Origin of the sequence: Bradyrhizobium sp. SZCCHNRI3052 (assembly GCF_032484895.1) — a bacterium.
GTDB lineage: Bacteria > Pseudomonadota > Alphaproteobacteria > Rhizobiales > Xanthobacteraceae > Bradyrhizobium.
Genome location: NZ_JAUETW010000018.1, coordinates 135,334 through 152,645 on the forward strand (window position 1 = coordinate 135,334; position 17,312 = coordinate 152,645).

The window sequence follows — 17,312 nt, forward strand, 5'->3', positions numbered from 1 at the left end:
AGGGAAAGCTGAACTCGCGCAAGAGGTAAGCGCCCCCACAGGGTCCGGCAACGGGACGGCGAGAAGCAAGTTTCCTTGACTTTTGCGGCTGCTGAGGGTTTAACCCGGCCGAATTTCGGAAAGTTTCGTCTTTTCGAGCCACCGCCCGGCCCTGGAGGCCGGAGGTCACCGCCCGACAGCGCTGTGCGCCCTCGGGCGCAAACGTGTTTGGACTGACGGTTTCGGCCGACGGGCCGAGGTCTATATGGTCGTCATGGGCCGCAGCAAGCGGCGACGACGGGCGGCAATGAAGCGAGCGCCCGCAAGGGCAAAGGATAACGGCATTGTTCGACAATCTGTCGGAAAGGCTTGGCGGCATTCTCGATCGGCTGACGGGGCGTGGTTCGCTCTCGGAAGCCGATGTCGACGCCGCGATGCGCGAAGTCCGCCGGGCGCTGCTCGAGGCCGACGTCGCGCTGGAGGTTGTCCGCAGCTTCACCGAGCGCGTGCGCGAGCAGGCGATCGGCGCCACCGTCGTCAAGTCGGTCACCCCCGGCCAGATGGTCGTCAAGATCGTCCATGACGAGCTGGTCAAGACGCTCGGCGACGACGGCCAGACCATCGACCTCAACGCCGTGCCGCCGGTGCCGATCATGATGGTCGGCCTGCAGGGCTCCGGCAAGACGACCACCACCGCCAAGCTCGCGCGCCGCATGGTCCAGCGCGACAAGCGCAAGGTGCTCATGGCCTCGCTCGACGTCTACCGTCCGGCCGCCATGGAGCAGCTCGCGGTGCTCGGCCGCGACCTGGACATCCCGACGCTGCCGATCGTGGCCGGCCAGATGCCGCCGCAGATCGCACGCCGCGCCATCGAGGCCGCCAAGCTCGGCGGCTACGACGTGGTGCTGCTCGACACCGCCGGCCGCACCACGCTGGACGAGGACATGATGAAGGAGGCCGCCGAGATCAAGGCGGTCGCCAACCCGCACGAGGTGCTGCTGGTCGCGGATTCGCTGACCGGCCAGGACGCCGTCAATCTCGCCCGCGCCTTCGACCAGCGCGTCGGCCTCACCGGCATCGCGCTGACCCGTATCGACGGCGACGGACGCGGCGGTGCGGCGCTGTCGATGCGCGCGGTCACCGGCAAGCCGATCAAGCTGCTCGGCACCGGCGAAAAGACCGACGCGCTGGAAGACTTCTATCCCTCGCGCATTGCCGGCCGCATCCTCGGCATGGGCGACATCGTCTCGCTGGTCGAGAAGGCCGCGGCGAACATCGACGCCGAGAAGGCCGCGCGCGCCGCCGAGCGGATGCGCAAGGGCCAGTTCGACCTCAACGACATGCGCGAGCAGCTGCAGCAGATGGCGCAGATGGGCGGCATCGGCGGGCTGATGGGCATGATGCCCGGCATCTCGAAGATGAAGAACCAGATCGCGGCCGCCGGCATCGACGACAAGATCCTCAAGCGCCAGGTCGCGATCATCGATTCGATGACGCGCGAGGAGCGCAAGCATCCCGACCTGCTCAAGGCCAGCCGCAAGAAGCGCATCGCGGCCGGCTCCGGCCAGAGCGTCGAGCACGTCAACAAGCTGCTCAAGATGCACCGGAACATGGCCGACGTGATGAAGGCCATGGGCTCAGGCAAGCGCGGCCCGCTGGCCGGCATCGCCCAGGCGATGGGTTTTGGCGGCGGTGGCGGCATGCCCTCGCCGGATCAGCTCAAGGCGCTTGCGGAAAAGATGCCGGGTGGCATGCCCGGCGGACTGCCGAATTTGCCGAAGGATCTGCCCGCCGGCCTGCGCGGCGGCCTACCGAACCTCCCCGGCCTCACCGGTCTCAGCGGCAAGCCGACTCTGCCGGGCCTCGGCCTTCCTCCGGGGAAGAAGAAATAATGAGGATCATCCGCTCCTCTTTCCATTCGTCATTCCGGGCGCGCGCAGCGCGAGCCCGGAATCCATACGCACGATCGTGGTTATGGATTCCGGGCTCACCGCTTCGCGGTGCCCCGGAATGACGGCTTAGCTGACATCAACTCATCAGAAGACACTCAGGAGAACCTACATGTCCGTCGTCATCCGTCTCGCCCGTGCCGGCACCAAGAAGCGCCCGGTCTATCACGTCGTCGTCGCCGACTCGCGCTTCCCGCGTGACGGCCGCTTCATCGAACGTCTCGGCTACTTCAATCCGCTGATGCCGAAGGACAACGAGGCACGCCTCAAGCTGGACATGGAGAAGGTGAAGGGCTGGCTCGCCAAGGGCGCGCAGCCGTCCGACCGCGTCGCCCGCTTCCTCGACGCCGCCGGCGTCAAGAAGCGCGAAGCCCGCCAGAACCCGATCAAGGCCGTGCCGCGCAAGGAGCGCAAGGCGCAGGCCGAAGCCGCCGCCAAGGGCTAAGGTCGTTGACGAGCGCGGCCTCATGCTTCGAGATGCACGGCTTGCGCCGTGCTCCCTTGCATGAGGAACTGGCTCCTCCTCCTGAGGAGCGCGCGTTCGAGCGCGTCTCGAAGGACGAGGCACGCTGATGTCCAAGCTCATCTGTGTCGCCAGAATCGGCGCCGCGCATGGCGTGCGCGGCGAGGTTCGCTTATGGACCTTCACCGAGGATCCGCTGGCCGTGCTGCATTACGGCCCGCTCACGACCAAGGACGGCAGCCGTTCGTTCGAGGTCGCGAAGGCGCGCGAGGCCAAGGACCATCTGGTCGCAGCCATCAAGGGCGTCACCGACCGCAATGCGGCCGAACGCCTCAACGGGCTCGAGCTCTACGTGCCCAGAGACCGCCTGCCCGAGACGGCTGACGACGAATACTACCACGCCGACCTGATCGGCCTCGCCGCGGAGACCGCTGACGGCGCGCAGCTCGGCCGCGTGCTCGCGATCCATAATTTCGGCGCCGGCGACATCATCGAGATCGCCCCGCCCTCGGGCAGCACGTTGCTGCTGCCGTTCACCAATGCCGTGGTGCCGACGGTCGATCTTGCCGGCGGCCGCGTGATCATCGAGCTGCCGGCGGAGATCGAGGGCGAGGATGAAGCCGCGGATGAACCGGCTTCCGCTGAAGATGACGCTGCCGCCGCACCCTCCGCTCGTCGTCCCCGCGAAAGCGGGGACCCATAGCCACCGCAGCTGATTGGCTTGCGCGGGACTGGCCGCATGCCTCGTTTCGACATCACGCGGTATGGGTCCCGAATCGGCGCCGCGACGCGCTGACGCGCGTCACGCTTGTCCGGGACGACACCGGTGTCGAGGTCGCAAGAGCCGGCAATGCATCCAGGGCTCGATCTCGCAACCTGGGTACCTTAACACAGAGCATCATGACGACTTCGCCCCCATCCCCAGTCGCACCTTGGCGCGCCACCGTGCTGACGCTGTTCCCGGAGATGTTTCCCGGGCCGCTCGGCGTCAGCCTGGCCGGCCGCGCGCTGGCCTCCGGCATCTGGTCGTTGGAGGCGCGCGACATCAGGGCCTCCGCCACCGACAAGCACCGTAGCGTCGATGACACGCCGGCCGGCGGTGGCCCCGGCATGGTGCTGCGCGCGGACGTGCTGGCAGCCGCGATCGACGCGGCGGCGATCGATCCGGAGCGGCCGAAGCTGCTGATGAGCCCGCGTGGCCGGCCGTTGACCCAGGCCTTCGTCCGCGAGCTCGCGGCCGGTCCGGGCCCGCTGATCGTCTGCGGTCGCTTCGAAGGCGTCGACCAGCGCGTCATCGATGCGCGCTCGCTGACCGAGGTCTCGATCGGCGACTACGTGCTGTCGGGCGGCGAGATCGCCGCCCTGGTGCTGATCGACGCCTGCGTCCGGCTGCTTCCGGGCGTGATGGGCAAGCTCGAATCGGGCACCGACGAGAGTTTTTCCGATGGCCTACTTGAATACCCGCAATACACCCGGCCCCAACTATTCGAAGGCCGGACCATTCCGGATGTGCTCACCTCGGGTGACCACGCCAAGGTCGCCGCTTGGCGCCGCGCCCAGGCCGAGGCGCTGACTGAAGCGCGAAGGCCGGATTTGTGGGCCGAATGGCAGGCGCGCGACGGCCGAGAACAAAGAGGGACCGGCCAAAAAGAGCCAAAAAGCACGACAGACGGGTGACAAGCCTCGCGCTTTGGCTTATAGGAGCGCCCAATTCCGCAAGTGACGGCAGGAACAAGCGCAGCCCCCGCGTGACCCGGCTGGGCGCGCCGCCGATGGAGATTTACCCGTGAACCTGATTCAGCAGCTCGAAAAAGAGCAGTTCGACAAGCTGTCCGCCAACAAGACCATTCCGGAGTTCGGCCCGGGCGACACCGTGATCGTCAACGTGAAGGTGGTCGAAGGCGAGCGCACGCGCGTGCAGGCCTATGAGGGCGTTTGCATCGGCCGGTCCGGCGGCGGCATCAACGAGAGCTTCACCGTGCGCAAGATCTCCTATGGCGAGGGCGTGGAGCGCGTGTTCCCGATCCTCTCCCCGATGATCGATTCGATCAAGGTCGTGCGCCGCGGCAAGGTGCGTCGCGCCAAGCTGTATTACCTGCGCCAGCTGCGCGGCAAGTCGGCCCGCATCGTCGAGAAGCAGGACCGGCAGCAGACCGCCGTCAACGAGTAGTCGTTGCTTTCATTGGATTGACGAAGAGCGCGGGCTGGCCCCGCGCTTTTCTGTTTTTGCGCTGCCGTCATTGCGAGCGAAGCGAAGCAATCCAGAGTCCTTGCCCCGGCCCCTGGATTGCTTCGTCGCTTCGCTCCTCGCAATGACGGCGGGCGCAAACGCATCTCGCACTCCACGGCACGCGTGCTATATATCCCCCTGAAATGGTTCTAGATCGCACCAGCATGGCCTGTCGCCGCGTCGTCATCGACGATCGCCGCCGGCTGCCCGGGCGGTTCTTCGGACGCTTCGCCACCTCGGCGACATCTGAGCTTAGGCGCGCGCTGTAAGCCGCAGCGCCTCATTCCTGATTGTTCGCGCGTGCCCGTCACGCGCTCCGTTTCAAACCTTAAATTCCCGGGAGCATTCGCTCATGTCGAAGCCGACCACCCTGTACGACAAGATCTGGAACGACCATCTGGTCCACGAAGCCGAGGACGGCACCTGCCTGCTCTACATCGACCGCCATCTGGTCCATGAGGTGACCTCGCCGCAGGCGTTCGAAGGCCTGCGCATGACCGGCCGCAAAGTGCACGCGCCGGAAAAGACGCTGGCCGTGGTCGATCACAACGTGCCGACCACAGACCGCTCCAAGCCGAACCCGGATCCGGAGAGCATCGAGCAGATCAAGACGCTGGCCGAGAACGCCAAGGAATTCGGCATCGAATATTACAACGAGTTCGATCGCCGCCAGGGGATCGTCCACGTCATCGGCCCCGAGCAGGGTTTTACGCTGCCCGGCACCACAATCGTCTGCGGTGACAGCCACACCTCGACGCATGGCGCGTTCGGCGCGCTGGCGCACGGCATCGGCACCTCCGAGGTCGAGCACGTGCTGGCGACACAGACGCTGATCCAGAAGAAAGCGAAGAACATGCGCGTCACGGTCGACGGCGTGCTGCCGGACGGCGTGACGGGGAAGGACATCATTCTCGCCATCATCGGCGAGATCGGCACCGCCGGCGGCACCGGCTACGTGCTGGAATATGCCGGCGAGGCGATCCGCGCGCTGTCGATGGAAGGCCGCATGACCGTGTGCAACATGTCAATCGAGGGCGGCGCCCGTGCTGGCCTTGTGGCGCCCGACCAGAAGGCGTTCGACTTCCTGCGCGGCCGTCCCAAGGCGCCGAAGGGCGCCGCCTGGGATGCGGCGATGCGCTACTGGGACACGCTGCGCTCCGACGAGGGCGCGCATTTCGACCACGAGCTCCGGCTCGACGCCGCCAAGCTGCCGCCGATCGTGACCTGGGGCACCTCGCCCGAGGACGTGATCTCGGTGACCGGCGTGGTGCCCGATCCGGACCAGATCGCAGACGAGGCCAAGCGCATCTCCAAGCATCGCGCGTTGAAGTACATGGGCCTGACCGCGGGCACGAAGATCACCGACATCAAGCTCGACCGCGTCTTCATCGGCTCGTGCACCAACGGTCGCATCGAGGATCTGCGCGCCGCAGCCAAGATCGCCGAAGGCAAGACCGTCAGCGGCCACGTCAACGCGATGGTCGTTCCGGGCTCGGGCATCGTCAAGGAGCAGGCGGAAGCCGAGGGCCTCGACAAGATCTTCATCAAGGCCGGCTTCGAATGGCGCGAGCCAGGCTGCTCGATGTGCCTCGCCATGAACCCGGACAAGCTGGCGCCAGAAGAGCGCTGCGCCTCGACCTCGAACCGCAACTTCGAGGGACGCCAGGGCTTCAAGGGCCGCACCCACCTGGTGTCGCCAGCGATGGCCGCGGCGGCCGCAATCGCAGGACACTTCGTCGACGTACGCGACTGGCGCTGACGTCATCTCGCTGCTTCAGATCCGGCACGGCGGCAGGTCTACAAACGAACGCGATGGCTTCACCAAGCCATCGCGTTTTTCATTTCACCTCAACATCGACACAGTTCGGCAAGGGCTTCTTAAGTCTCGTCGCGCACAATCCTACCGCCGGACGCGCTGCGTCTGCAGAGGAACGTGCCGAGGAGCCTGACATGGCCGACAAGCCGGAATACGTCGACCTCATCCGTGATGCGACGCGCCAACGCCGCAAGACACCGCCCGCCAAGATCATTGCCCAGCCCGAGGCTCCGAAGGAGGAGCGGCGGTTGTCGAACTGGCCGCCCGGCCGCTTTGCCAAATGGCGCCTGGAGACGCTGGTGCCTTGGAAGCTGAGTGTGAGGAATTGGCAGTTCAAGGATTGGCTCTGACCGCCGCGCCCCACTCCATCCCCTTGAAATGAGAGAAGGACGCCGTTGGGCGCCCTTCCTGCTTTGTCGAACTTCAGGTCCCGTCAGTAGTAGCGCCAATGGTGGCGGTGGCGATGATGCCACCGGTGATAATGGCGCCAGTGATGACCCCGCCAATGCCGATAGTGGCAGATGCGGCGCGGCCCGTAATGGGTCCAGACGACGCGGCAGCGGCGATAGGGATAGTAGTAGCCCGAGGTATAGACCGGCGCGTAATAACTGCGATAGCCGTAGAAGTGCCGGCGGTGATGGTGGAAGTACGGCCGGTAGGCATAGTACGGACGATGATGATAGCCGCCGCCATGGAACACCGGCCGCGGGCCGAATCCGCCATGGAATGCGGGGCCGCCACCGTGGAAGACAGGACGCGGGCCACCGCCGCCGAAGGCATGTCCTCCCCCATGAAACGCGGGGCTGCCGCCGCCATGGAACGCCGGGCCACCGCCTCCGCCGTGAAATCCACCACTGCCGGGATGCCCGCCACCACCGCCGCCATGGCCGCCGGGGCCTCGGACCTGAACGGTCAATACGTCCGAAGGCGTCTGCGTGGCGGAGCCGGCACCGGGACTCACCGGCGACATCGCAAGCGCAGGCCGTCCGGACGCGCCCGCCAAGACAAACAGTGTGGCCGCCGCAAGACTGAGGCGACGAGCAAGACCAGCGCGCTGGTCCTTCATCCTCATCATGGTCCCTTCTCCCTGAATGCTGTGCAACGATGGACCCATGCAGCGCCGATGCTGGTCGTCCGATCGGTGGATTGGCGCACCCCCAACATGAACGTAGAGATAGCGACGTGAATGCGGCATGAATGATGCTCGTCAGTGATGCACGGTGCACGCGCATCTGCGGCGTGGCGTCGCGGCAGAGGAGATGCACGTGAGCCTCTACGTCGTCCTGCAACTCAGGATCACGGATGCCGACGCAACGGCTCACGTGCTGCTCGGGCGGGGACTTCGCAACTAACGACACGCAGGAAACGCAGCGCGCCTCGCCGACATGGCCTCAATGGTAGAACGGCGTGAACAGAACCAAGGGCCCCGGCGGATAGGCCGGCGTGTAATCCGTGGGACGGTCGAGATAGTGCGGCACCTCTGCCGTCGACACCACGAGCTTCGATCGGCGGCCCTGCCGGCGCGGGCCAGCATCCGTTACGGTCTGACGCGCCTGCGTTACGGCTGGAGCTGCGGCGACAGGAGCGGTGGCGGCGGAACTTGCGAGCAGCATCGCCACCGTGACAACGCTGATCCCGAGCCAGGTTCTGTTGACTGATGGTTTCATGGCGAACCTCGTTGCCAGCCCCCATCAACGTACAGGCCCGCAAAGCGGGCCTGTTTAATTTCGGTCATTGTCTCGGTCGGCTCGAAAGCGCGGCTTACCAGCGGCCGTGATGGCGATATCCGTAGTGATGCGGCCGCCAGTGATGACGCGGATGGTAGTAATGCCGAGGATAGTAGTGGCGCCGGGGATGCCAATGGCGGCGGCCGTGCCAATGCGCCTGCGCGGTCTCCTGCGCCGTGCCCTGCTGCACCGCGGTCGCAGCGCCCGGATTGATCAGCGACAGCGCCTGCGCGCGTTCGGCGGGGGCAGCCATCGCGAGAACGGCGCCAACCGCCGCGATGCCCAACAGCTTCATCACAGTCATGAACTTCTCCCTCGATCGCCTGACATCACGTCCGGCACCGTACCTTCCGCCTTGTCAGTTGCCTGAAGGGCGGCCGCAGCAGCGCGACGCAGACCAGTCTCGAACGAGCGACGTGAATGGGACATGAAGACCTGCGCAGGAGCAGAATGCCGATATGTCGCGCATGGTTCCGCCGCAGTGCGCGACATATCGGCACTGTGTCCGGGCGGTAACATCAGGCAACGTCGCGATCGCGACCGGATCGCGTGCGCGCTTGCCGAGCCGATCAGTGCGCGGGACCCAGGAGTCAGCCGCGTCGCCAGACGCAACTCATATGCGGGACGATCACGGTGCCGCTCGGCCGATGCTCCGGAACATAGGTGGCATCGCATACACGAACTGCGTTCGGACCCGGGTTGAAGCGCGGCACCACGTCGGGCTGCCAATGACCCTCGTAGCGCGGATAGATCTGGATTCGTCGTTGCCGGCGCTGTGCGGAGAGATCCGTGCGCACCTCACTCTGCACGGCGCCGCGCGCGCCGGCGGGTTGCTCCGCTTGCGCCGTTGCCGAGATCGAGACCACGACCGCCGCAGCCAGCGCCGCTCCGGCCAGCACCATCGACATCTGCCTCATCTGTTCCCCAACCCCCAATTCGCGCGTCACGGTCGCCGGTTTCATCCCCTGCGTCAACCAGCTCCGCCACACATGTCATAGAACCAAGATGCAAGATGATCAAAGCCGGGCTAGAAGGCGGCAATGTGGACAGATCTGAAAGCCCCCTCGCTCACCGACATGGAAGTCATGGCGCACGAGATGTTCGAGCGTCTGCCCGAGCATTTTCGCAGGATGTGCGAGGGCGTCATCATCCGGGTCGACGACTTTCCGACCGAGGAGGTGCTCGACGAGATGCAGTCCGAAAGCGAGTTCGACCTGCTCGGCCTGTTCCAGGGCACGGGACTGCCGTTTCGCAGCAATGACGACCTGCCCCGGCTGCCCAACATGATCTGGCTCTACCGCCGTCCGATCCTGGACTACTGGGCCGAGCACGACGAGAGTCTTGGGCACATCGTCCGCCACGTCCTGATCCACGAGATCGGCCATCATTTCGGAATGTCCGACGACGACATGGAGGCGATCGAGGCGTCCGTCGACTGACGACCCGGCGAGAGCACCGGGATTTTGACTTTATCCGCCCTGCCGTTCGGGCTAAACAGCGGCCTGCCCGTATTCTCGAAGGTGCCCCGATGGACAAGTTCACCACGCTGGAAGGCGTCGCCGCGCCGCTGAAGATCATCAATGTCGACACCGACATGATCATCCCCAAGCAGTACCTGAAGACCATCAAGCGCACCGGCCTCGGCAAGGGCCTGTTCTCGGAGCAGCGCTACAAGGACGACGGCAGCGAGAACCCGGATTTCGTGCTCAACCAGCCGGCCTATCGCAACGCCAAGATCCTCGTCGCCGGCGACAATTTCGGCTGCGGCTCGAGCCGTGAGCACGCGCCCTGGGCGCTGCTCGACTTCGGCATCCGCTGCGTGATCTCGACCTCGTTCGGCGACATCTTCTACAATAACTGCTTCAAGAACGGCATTCTGCCGATCCGCGTGTCGCAGGCCGACCTCGACAAGCTGTTTGACGACGCCGAGCGCGGCGCCAACGCGACCTTGACGGTCGATCTCGCCAACCAGGAGATCCGCGGCCCCGACGGCGGCACCGTCAAGTTCGACATCGACCCGTTCCGCAAGCATTGCCTGCTCAACGGGCTCGACGACATCGGGCTGACGCTGGAGAAGAAGGCGTCGATCGACAGCTACGAGGCCAAGCTGGCCGAGCGCGCCTGGGCCTGAGGCCCGCCGAAGGATGGTGAGTTCGCGGGCCCCGGACCTCGTCCGGGGCCCTGTTTCGAGAGCAGCCCAGCAGGTCCGCCGTTGACGCGCGTATTGCCCGAGGTCGTCACCTTCTGGCGGGGGCCGCTCGACCGCCTGCGCCAGACCTGCCTGCGCTCGCAGCTCGCCGCCGGCCACAAGGTCACGGTCTACAGCTTCGATCCGCTGCCCGGCCTGCCCGACGGCGTCGGCAATGCCGAGGCCGAGGCGGTCCTGCCTTATGCGTTCTCCGAGCGTCTCAGGCCGCCGCAGCCGGACGGCGGCTGGCGCGATTGGACCACCTTGCAGTTCAGCGACTTCTTCCGGATGCGGCTGATGGCACAGCGGGCCGGCCTCTGGCTCGATGCCGACGTGCTGCTGCTCAGGCCGGTCGAGATCGACCCCGCCGTGCCCTATTTCGCCTGGGAGCGGCCGCGGCAGCTCGGCAACTCCGTGCTCTACCTGCCGCCGGAGGATCCGATCGTCGCCGAGTTCGCCGCACTGATGGCGCAGGACGCGCTGACGCCGAACTGGCTTTCGCTGCGTCACCGCCTCACCTTTGCGCTGCGCCGCCTGCGCGGCGGCTCCGACCGCCTCTCGGACATCCGCGTCGCCATCTTCGGCCCTGCCGCGCTGACGGCGCTGGCCCGCCGCCATGGCTCGCTGCACCATGTGCTGCCGAAGCGCAGCTTCTACGCGGTGCATGCCGAGCCGAAGGCGTTCTTCGACCCTTCCGACTTCTCCGGCCTGATCGGCGATCCCGGTGTCATCGGCCTGCACATCTCGCCGAAGGGCCGCGGCGGCGAAGCGCCGATCCCGGGCAGCCTCTATGCCTGGGCGGCCGCACGATTTGCCCCGCGCTGACCTTTCGCCACGCAGCTTTGCGGCCGGCGCAGGACCGATTTGCTGCTTGATCTACCGCAACGTCCGCGCGTCCACCCGGTGATTGATTGCGAACAATCATCGGAGACGTGTCATGACCGTAGACGCCAAGCCTTATCCGCGGGTTCAGTTCCTGATCGATACGTTCGCGCAATGGCTCCGGCACCGGCGTGAGCTGAGCGAGATCCGGCAGCTCGACCGTGACGATTTCGAGCGTATCGCGATGGACCTCCAGGTCACGCCGGCGGATCTCGACGAGCTGGTCCGCCATGGCGAGCACGCCGCCGACGAGTTGCCGCAGATGCTGAAGGCGCTCGGCATCGACGAGGCCGCGCTGGGGCGCGCCGAGCCGCTGGTGCTGCGCGACATGGAGCGCGTCTGCGCCATGTGCAAGGACAAGCCGCGCTGCCATCGCGATCTTGCCGCCGGGACGAGTGCCGAGCACTACGAGGAATACTGCCTCAACGCCCCGACCATCGACCGCCTGGGCAGCGCCGCGGTCAAGCACTGATCGCCGCCTCCCTCCCACCCCGCGGAGCAATGCGATGAGCCTGCCGAATCTGCACCGCAACATCTGGCTCCATGTCGGCGCCGCGATCCTGCTCGCGCTCGGCGCGATGCTGCTGATCCGGCTGCACAATGCCGGCGGCGTGACGCCGGCCGCCGACAGCGTGCAGGCGGGACGCAAACTGGCGGAGGCCTGGTGCAGCACCTGCCACGCCATCGACACCAGCGGGGCGAGAGCCCAAACCACGGCCGCCCCCGATTTCGTCGCGGTCGCCAACATGCCGTCGACGACCGAGCTATCGCTCAAGGTGTTCCTGCAGAGCAGCCACCCGACGATGCCGAACGTCATTCTGACGGCCGAGCAGCGCGGCGACCTCGTCAACTACATCCTCAGTCTCCGCCGCACCTGACGCCTCACTTCGCCACCGCCGCGATCGCATCGGCGATCGCGATCGTGCGTCGCGCCATCTCGGCATGCAGCCGCTCGACCATGCGGCCGTCGATCTGGATCGCGCCGCGCGAGGCATTCTCCGGCAGCTCGAACGCAGCAATGATCTTGCGTGCCGCAGCGACCTCGTCGGCGGGCGGCGTGAAGATCGCGTTGCAGGCGTCGATCTGGCCGGGATGGATCAGCGTCTTGCCATCGAAGCCGAGATCGCGGGCCTGGATGCATTCCTGAGCGAATCCGTCGGTGTTGGCGAAATCGCTGTAAGGCCCGTCCAGAATCTCCAGCCCATGGGCGCGCGTCGCCAGGATGCAGTGGCTGATCATCGGCAGCATCGTGGAGCGGCCCGGCAGCATCCGGATGCGAGTCTCACGCGAGATGTCGTTGGGTCCGAACACGAAGCCGGCGAGCCGCGAGCCTTCCTCGTGCACGGTGGCCGCGAGCAGATCGGCATCGAGCACGGCACGCGCCGTCTCGATCATCGCCCATACCTTCAGCGCGGGATCGGCGCCGACCTCGGCCAAGCGATCCGTGACCAGGCGAAGGTCCTCGACGGTCGACACCTTGGGAACGAGGATGCCGTCGGTCGCCGCCTGTCCGGCCATGGCGACGTCGTCGCGCCACCACGTCGTATCCAGGCTGTTGATCCGGATCAGCAGTTCCCGCTTGCCGTAGCCGTCGGCCGCCACCGCCTTGGCGATCTGGTCGCGGGCGGCGGCCTTGGCGTCCGGCGCCACCGAATCCTCGAGATCGAGGATCAGCCCGTCAGCCGGCAGGTTCCGCCCCTTCTCCAGCGCGCGCGCATTGGAGCCGGGCATGAACAGAAGACTGCGGCGCGGGCGGATCATTTCGGCGTTTCCCTTGGTTTATCGACGCGGCCCGCGATACCATTTCGGGGGCCGGCCCGAAAGGCTTGTTCCCGGAAGCCGCATGTGTTTAGGCAAGGCCCATGATCTCGTTTCCGCAACGCCTGCTCGAAGGCTATCGCGCCTTCGCCACCCAACGCCTGCCGACCGAACAGAGCCGTTACCTCGAGCTCTCGGAGCGCGGCCAGTCGCCCGAAGTGATGGTGATCGGCTGCTGCGACTCGCGCGTCTCGCCCGAGGTGATCTTCGACGTCGGCCCCGGCGAATTGTTCGTGCTGCGCAACATCGCCAACCTGGTGCCGATCTATCAGCCGGACGCCAACGCGCACGGCGTGTCGGCGGCGCTGGAATATGCCGTCACCGTGCTGAAGGTGAAGCACATCGTCATCCTGGGCCACGCCCAGTGCGGCGGCATCCGCGCCTTCGTCGACAAGGCGGCGCCGCTGTCCCCGGGCGACTTCATCGGCCGCTGGATGTCGATGTTCATCAAGCCCGGCGAGGTCGTCGAACAGCGCACGCATGAGAGTTTTCAGGACTTCGTCACCCGGATCGAGAAGGCCGCGGTGTTCCGCAGCCTCGAGAACCTGATGACCTTCCCATTCGTGCGCAGCCGCGTCGAGGCCGGTGATTTGCAGCTCCACGGCGCCTATTTCGGCGTCTCCGAGGGCTCGCTGTTCGTGCTCGACAAGGCCAGCAAGGAATTCAAGAGCGCGCGCGCTGGCGAATAGCGAATGGGGAGTAGCGAGTAGTTCACCTGCCCTATTCGCCATTCGCGCCTCGCTATTCGCCGCCCATCAATGGTCACCCGACCAGCGGTCCGACAGCGCCAACATCAGGGTCGACACCACGAAGGTCATGTGCACGCCGACCAGCCAGGCGAGCTTGGTCGAGTCATAGCCGGCGTCGAGATTCATGAACGCCTTCAAGAGCTGGATCGCCGAGATCGCGACGATCGAGGCGAGCAGCTTCTGCTTCAGTCCGGCGAAATCGACCTTGGTCATCCATTCCGGCCAGTCGGGATGGCCGCCGGGATCGATGCGCGAGACGAAGTTCTCATAGCCGGAGAACACCACGATCAGCACCAGATTGCCGGTCAGGCAGACGTCGATCAGGCTGAGCACGCCGAGGATGATGTCGCTCTCCTTGGCGGTCGGCAGATGGACGATGTTCTCCCACAGCAGCAGCACGAACTTGAACAGCAGGACGACCAGGCTGACGACGAGGCCGACATAGAACGGCGCCATCAGCCAGCGGCTCTTGAACAGGAAGCCTTCGAGCCCGCGCTCGAGCGGACCCGGCGCGTGCCTGGCGGCGTCCGGCGTCGTCTTCTCGCTCATTGCGTTCCGCGCCTCACCCTGACGACGTCTCCGCTCAGGCCGCTTTCTTCTTGGCCGTGATCAGCTTGCGGTTGATCAGGACCTCCGCGATCTGGATCGCGTTCAGCGCCGCGCCCTTGCGCAGATTGTCGGACACGCACCAGAAGGCGAGGCCGTTCTCGACCGTGCCGTCCTCGCGGATGCGGCTGATATAGGTCGCGTCCTCGCCGGCCGCCTCATAGGGCGTCACGTAGCCGCCCGGCTCGTGCTTGTCGATGACGAGGCAGCCCGGCGCATTGCGCAGGATGTTGCGGGCCTCGTCCGCCGTGATCGGATTCTCGAACTCGACATTGACGGCTTCGGAGTGACCGACGAACACCGGCACGCGCACGCAGGTCGCGGTCAGCTTGATCTTCGGATCCAAGATCTTCTTGGTCTCCATCATCATCTTCCACTCTTCCTTAGTGAAGCCGTCCTCCATGAAGACGTCGATCTGCGGAATGACGTTGAAGGCGATGCGCTTGGGAAACTTCTTATTGACCAGCTCGTCGTTGGTGTAGACGGCCTTGGTCTGCGAGAACAATTCGTCCATCGCATCCTTGCCGGCGCCGGACACCGACTGATAGGTCGACACCACGACGCGCTTGATCTTGGCCTTGTCGTGCAGCGGCTTCAGCGCGACGACGAGCTGGGCGGTCGAGCAGTTCGGATTGGCGATGATGTTCTTCTTGTTGAAGCCGGCGGCTGCGTCGGCATTCACCTCCGGCACGATCAGCGGCACGTCGGGATCCATGCGCCAAGCCGACGAGTTGTCGATCACGACAGCGCCGGCGGCGCCGATCTTGGGCGACCACTCCTTCGACACCGAACCGCCGGCCGACATCAGGCAGATGTCGACATCGGCAAAATCGTAGTGCTCGAGCGCTTTGACCTTCAGCGTGCGGTCGCCATAGGACACCTCGACGCCGACGCTGCGGCGTGAGGCCAGCGCCACGACCTCGTCGGCGGGGAACTGGCGCTCGTCGAGAATATTGAGCATTTCCCGTCCGACATTGCCGGTCGCGCCGACCACTGCGACTTTGTAACCCATCGTTCACTCTCCGAAGAAATATGGCCGGCCGCGCGTGTCAGCGGAAACCGAAGCGGCAGCGCTTCTATGCGAGAAACGTCCCTGACACAACGTTACCACGACGTCTCGCATTCGATGCAGTCCAATTCGGCCAGAACAGCCGCAGCGCCCCGATCCGGGTCCGTCCTGCAAGGGCTCAAGAGCTTCGCGGACGAGGTCTGCGGCACCTTTGCGCGCCTGTTCGCCTATGTGGGGGCTCTGGCGCTGATCGCCATGCTCGGGGTCGCCGGCTGGAATCATCTCGACGACGGCGACGCTTTGCCCGGCCGCGCCGGCTGGACCTTGGCCGACGCCGCAGTGCCGGCGTTCTCGCTTCGTCTCACCGACCAGCCCGACAGGACCGCCACCTACACCGTGCTCATCCACCCGGAAGGCGGCCGCAAGGACGTGTTGCGCTGGGGCGAACCCGCCGATCGCCCCGCTGCCGAGCTCGAGGTCTACCGGTTCGGATCGGAGCGCGATGCAAGGCATGATCCCCGGGCCGATCTCGCGGTCCGGATGGGGCGCAACTCCGCCTCCGAGCTCGAGACCGCCGGCGTGATCGACAGCCGGTTCGGCCCCGTCAGTCTGGTTCGCCGGGCTGGGGCTCCCGAGGGCGCCGGAGCCTGCCTCGGCTTTCTCAAGACCATCGCCGAGCCGAGCTTGCGGATCTCCGGCTGGTCGTGCCAGGGCGTGACGATGCCGATGCGCCGCGCCATGGTCGGGTGCATGCTCAACCGGCTGACCCTGCTGGCGCCCGACCAGCACCGCGCCCTGAACCAGCTGTTCATGGGGTCCGATCAGCGGCGCGGCGGCTGCGACGAACCCGCCATCGCCACCGGCAGCGCCGATTGGGTGACGTCGACCGCCAATCCGAGGCTGCGCGGCGCCTTGTGAATGTCCGCCCGCGTCCGGATGTTGCTGGGCGTGACCGCATCCTATTCGACCCGTCAAACCCACGGGCAAGTGACGGATATTGATGCAACTTTCCCGCCACAGCAGGGATTTATCTTGCCCGTCGCCGCGGGAATGACCTTGTGATGCCACAGCCGACCCAGATATTGTGCGGGCCAAATCATGCGCATGGCGAGCGCCCGCCCCTTTTGGCGCGAGGAAGAGGACGTGATGATCGAATTTCCTGCTGCGACCCGGGTCATGGCCTTGGCGGTGATCGCCGCGACGGGCCTTGCCGTCACGTCTCTTGCCGCCACCTCGGCGGATGCCGCCACCACCAAGCGCCGCGTGACGACCACCTATAGCAGCGGCAATCCGAACTATTCCTACCAGTCCGGCCCGCGCACCCGCATCTACATCACCCGCCGCTCGTTCCTCGACGGCGGCACCGAGGTGCTGCCGGGCGACCGCAAGTTCTCGGATTACGCGTTCCCGCCGGCCGTCGGCTATCCGTCGTTCGCCCGCGAGAACCTGAACCGCCCGATCGACCGTCAGCCGCTGATGGCGCCGTCCGATCTCGGTGGCTATCCGACCCGGATTCCGATCCCCTACTGAGGGCGGCCGCATCGTCAGATCATCAAGGCCGGGCCCCGCCCGGCTTTTTGTTGTTTTGCCGCGCTGACATTCCATCGCGTCGTCATCGATCATGAGCTGGTCACTGCTCGATTTCGAACGTGTGAGACGACCGTTCGGAGACATGGCTGACACATCGCTACACGCCGATGGAGGCCAGCCTGCTCCACCCCTCAGTGTCATCCCGGCGAACGCCGGATCCATAACCACCGGCCGGCATGCCCTCCCGGTCTCATCGCTCCAGCGTGCCTCACACCCATGTCGGGGAGTCTGGGTCCCTGTGTCTGGAAAGTCTGCCATGATGATGGTGGGCGGGAAGCCGTTGGGTCCTTGGCGCTAGACGCCGTG

General features: G+C 65.8%; 22 protein-coding genes. 15 read left to right on the forward strand and 7 right to left on the reverse strand.

The genetic code is table 11. The annotated features are described in order from the left end of the window. Positions 1 to 323: 323 nt before the first annotated feature. The 7 genes from ffh (at position 324) to QW887_RS32625 (ending at position 6,787) form a co-directional block, all read left to right on the forward strand. A complete protein-coding gene (gene ffh / locus QW887_RS32595; protein WP_315715903.1) occupies positions 324 to 1,871 on the forward strand; it encodes a signal recognition particle protein in 1,548 nt (515 codons plus the stop codon). A 169-nt stretch (positions 1,872 to 2,040) separates the two neighbouring features. Continuing rightward, complete coding sequence (gene rpsP, locus QW887_RS32600; RefSeq protein WP_008964221.1) at positions 2,041 to 2,373, forward strand: 30S ribosomal protein S16; 333 nt, start codon at positions 2,041 to 2,043, stop codon at positions 2,371 to 2,373. A gap of 127 nt (positions 2,374 to 2,500) precedes the next feature. After that, positions 2,501 to 3,094 carry a ribosome maturation factor RimM gene (gene rimM, locus QW887_RS32605; protein WP_315715902.1) on the forward strand — a complete coding sequence of 198 codons (594 nt, stop codon included), beginning with the start codon at positions 2,501 to 2,503 and terminating at the stop codon, positions 3,092 to 3,094. Between the two features lie 197 nt (positions 3,095 to 3,291). Further along, entirely contained in the window at positions 3,292 to 4,068 is a 777-nt protein-coding gene (gene trmD, locus QW887_RS32610) for a tRNA (guanosine(37)-N1)-methyltransferase TrmD (protein WP_315715901.1), read from the forward strand. A gap of 109 nt (positions 4,069 to 4,177) precedes the next feature. Continuing rightward, positions 4,178 to 4,561 carry a 50S ribosomal protein L19 gene (gene rplS / locus QW887_RS32615; protein ID WP_015663536.1) on the forward strand — a complete coding sequence of 128 codons (384 nt, stop codon included), beginning with the start codon at positions 4,178 to 4,180 and terminating at the stop codon, positions 4,559 to 4,561. Between the two features lie 412 nt (positions 4,562 to 4,973). Next, the gene (gene leuC, locus QW887_RS32620) at positions 4,974 to 6,380 is read left to right on the forward strand and encodes a 3-isopropylmalate dehydratase large subunit (RefSeq protein ID WP_315715898.1); all 1,407 of its coding nucleotides are present in this window, start codon (positions 4,974 to 4,976) and stop codon (positions 6,378 to 6,380) included. A gap of 191 nt (positions 6,381 to 6,571) precedes the next feature. Then, the gene (locus QW887_RS32625) at positions 6,572 to 6,787 is read left to right on the forward strand and encodes a hypothetical protein (RefSeq protein ID WP_315715897.1); all 216 of its coding nucleotides are present in this window, start codon (positions 6,572 to 6,574) and stop codon (positions 6,785 to 6,787) included. A gap of 83 nt (positions 6,788 to 6,870) precedes the next feature. Here QW887_RS32625 and QW887_RS32630 read toward each other — a convergent pair whose 3' ends face one another. The 4 genes from QW887_RS32630 to QW887_RS32645 all read right to left on the reverse strand — a co-directional run bounded on the left by QW887_RS32630 (position 6,871) and on the right by QW887_RS32645 (position 9,063). After that, on the reverse strand, positions 6,871 to 7,512 hold the full coding sequence (locus QW887_RS32630) for a hypothetical protein (RefSeq protein ID WP_316169951.1): 642 nt from the start codon (positions 7,510 to 7,512) through the stop codon (positions 6,871 to 6,873). A gap of 316 nt (positions 7,513 to 7,828) precedes the next feature. Next, a complete protein-coding gene (locus QW887_RS32635) occupies positions 7,829 to 8,104 on the reverse strand; it encodes a hypothetical protein (protein WP_315715895.1) in 276 nt (91 codons plus the stop codon). 94 nt (positions 8,105 to 8,198) lie between these two features. After that, positions 8,199 to 8,468 (reverse strand): hypothetical protein, encoded by a 270-nt coding sequence (locus tag QW887_RS32640; RefSeq protein ID WP_316195952.1) that lies wholly within the window; start codon positions 8,466 to 8,468, stop codon positions 8,199 to 8,201. Between the two features lie 286 nt (positions 8,469 to 8,754). Next, positions 8,755 to 9,063 carry a hypothetical protein gene (locus tag QW887_RS32645; protein ID WP_316202012.1) on the reverse strand — a complete coding sequence of 103 codons (309 nt, stop codon included), beginning with the start codon at positions 9,061 to 9,063 and terminating at the stop codon, positions 8,755 to 8,757. 141 nt (positions 9,064 to 9,204) lie between these two features. On the opposite strand from QW887_RS32645, the gene QW887_RS32650 reads away from it, so the two are divergent. The 5 genes from QW887_RS32650 (at position 9,205) to QW887_RS32670 (ending at position 12,112) form a co-directional block, all read left to right on the forward strand. Beyond that, positions 9,205 to 9,603, forward strand: coding sequence for a metallopeptidase family protein (locus tag QW887_RS32650; protein WP_316169953.1), 399 nt, complete (start codon positions 9,205 to 9,207; stop codon positions 9,601 to 9,603). Between the two features lie 89 nt (positions 9,604 to 9,692). Next, positions 9,693 to 10,295, forward strand: coding sequence for a 3-isopropylmalate dehydratase small subunit (gene leuD / locus QW887_RS32655; RefSeq protein ID WP_315715892.1), 603 nt, complete (start codon positions 9,693 to 9,695; stop codon positions 10,293 to 10,295). Between the two features lie 81 nt (positions 10,296 to 10,376). After that, on the forward strand, positions 10,377 to 11,177 hold the full coding sequence (locus tag QW887_RS32660) for a hypothetical protein (protein WP_316195955.1): 801 nt from the start codon (positions 10,377 to 10,379) through the stop codon (positions 11,175 to 11,177). Positions 11,178 to 11,289: 112 nt separating this feature from the next. Then, complete coding sequence (locus tag QW887_RS32665) at positions 11,290 to 11,706, forward strand: DUF6455 family protein (RefSeq protein WP_315715890.1); 417 nt, start codon at positions 11,290 to 11,292, stop codon at positions 11,704 to 11,706. Between the two features lie 34 nt (positions 11,707 to 11,740). Beyond that, a complete protein-coding gene (locus tag QW887_RS32670; RefSeq protein ID WP_316195957.1) occupies positions 11,741 to 12,112 on the forward strand; it encodes a cytochrome c in 372 nt (123 codons plus the stop codon). A gap of 4 nt (positions 12,113 to 12,116) precedes the next feature. Here QW887_RS32670 and QW887_RS32675 read toward each other — a convergent pair whose 3' ends face one another. Beyond that, positions 12,117 to 12,995 (reverse strand): CoA ester lyase, encoded by an 879-nt coding sequence (locus QW887_RS32675; RefSeq protein WP_315715888.1) that lies wholly within the window; start codon positions 12,993 to 12,995, stop codon positions 12,117 to 12,119. 101 nt (positions 12,996 to 13,096) lie between these two features. On the opposite strand from QW887_RS32675, the gene QW887_RS32680 reads away from it, so the two are divergent. Beyond that, complete coding sequence (locus QW887_RS32680) at positions 13,097 to 13,741, forward strand: carbonic anhydrase (RefSeq protein ID WP_315715887.1); 645 nt, start codon at positions 13,097 to 13,099, stop codon at positions 13,739 to 13,741. Positions 13,742 to 13,807: 66 nt separating this feature from the next. Here QW887_RS32680 and QW887_RS32685 read toward each other — a convergent pair whose 3' ends face one another. Together QW887_RS32685 and QW887_RS32690 are read right to left on the reverse strand one after the other, a co-directional pair. Further along, entirely contained in the window at positions 13,808 to 14,350 is a 543-nt protein-coding gene (locus QW887_RS32685; RefSeq protein ID WP_315715886.1) for a TIGR00645 family protein, read from the reverse strand. Between the two features lie 34 nt (positions 14,351 to 14,384). After that, a complete protein-coding gene (locus tag QW887_RS32690) occupies positions 14,385 to 15,419 on the reverse strand; it encodes an aspartate-semialdehyde dehydrogenase (protein WP_315715885.1) in 1,035 nt (344 codons plus the stop codon). A 114-nt stretch (positions 15,420 to 15,533) separates the two neighbouring features. Here QW887_RS32690 and QW887_RS32695 point away from each other — a divergent pair, with 114 nt between their 5' ends. Beyond that, on the forward strand, positions 15,534 to 16,334 hold the full coding sequence (locus tag QW887_RS32695) for a hypothetical protein (RefSeq protein ID WP_316195960.1): 801 nt from the start codon (positions 15,534 to 15,536) through the stop codon (positions 16,332 to 16,334). Between the two features lie 228 nt (positions 16,335 to 16,562). Next, positions 16,563 to 16,946, forward strand: a complete 384-nt coding sequence (locus QW887_RS32700; protein WP_315715883.1) for a hypothetical protein — start codon at positions 16,563 to 16,565, stop codon at positions 16,944 to 16,946. The last annotated feature ends 366 nt before the right edge of the window (positions 16,947 to 17,312 follow it).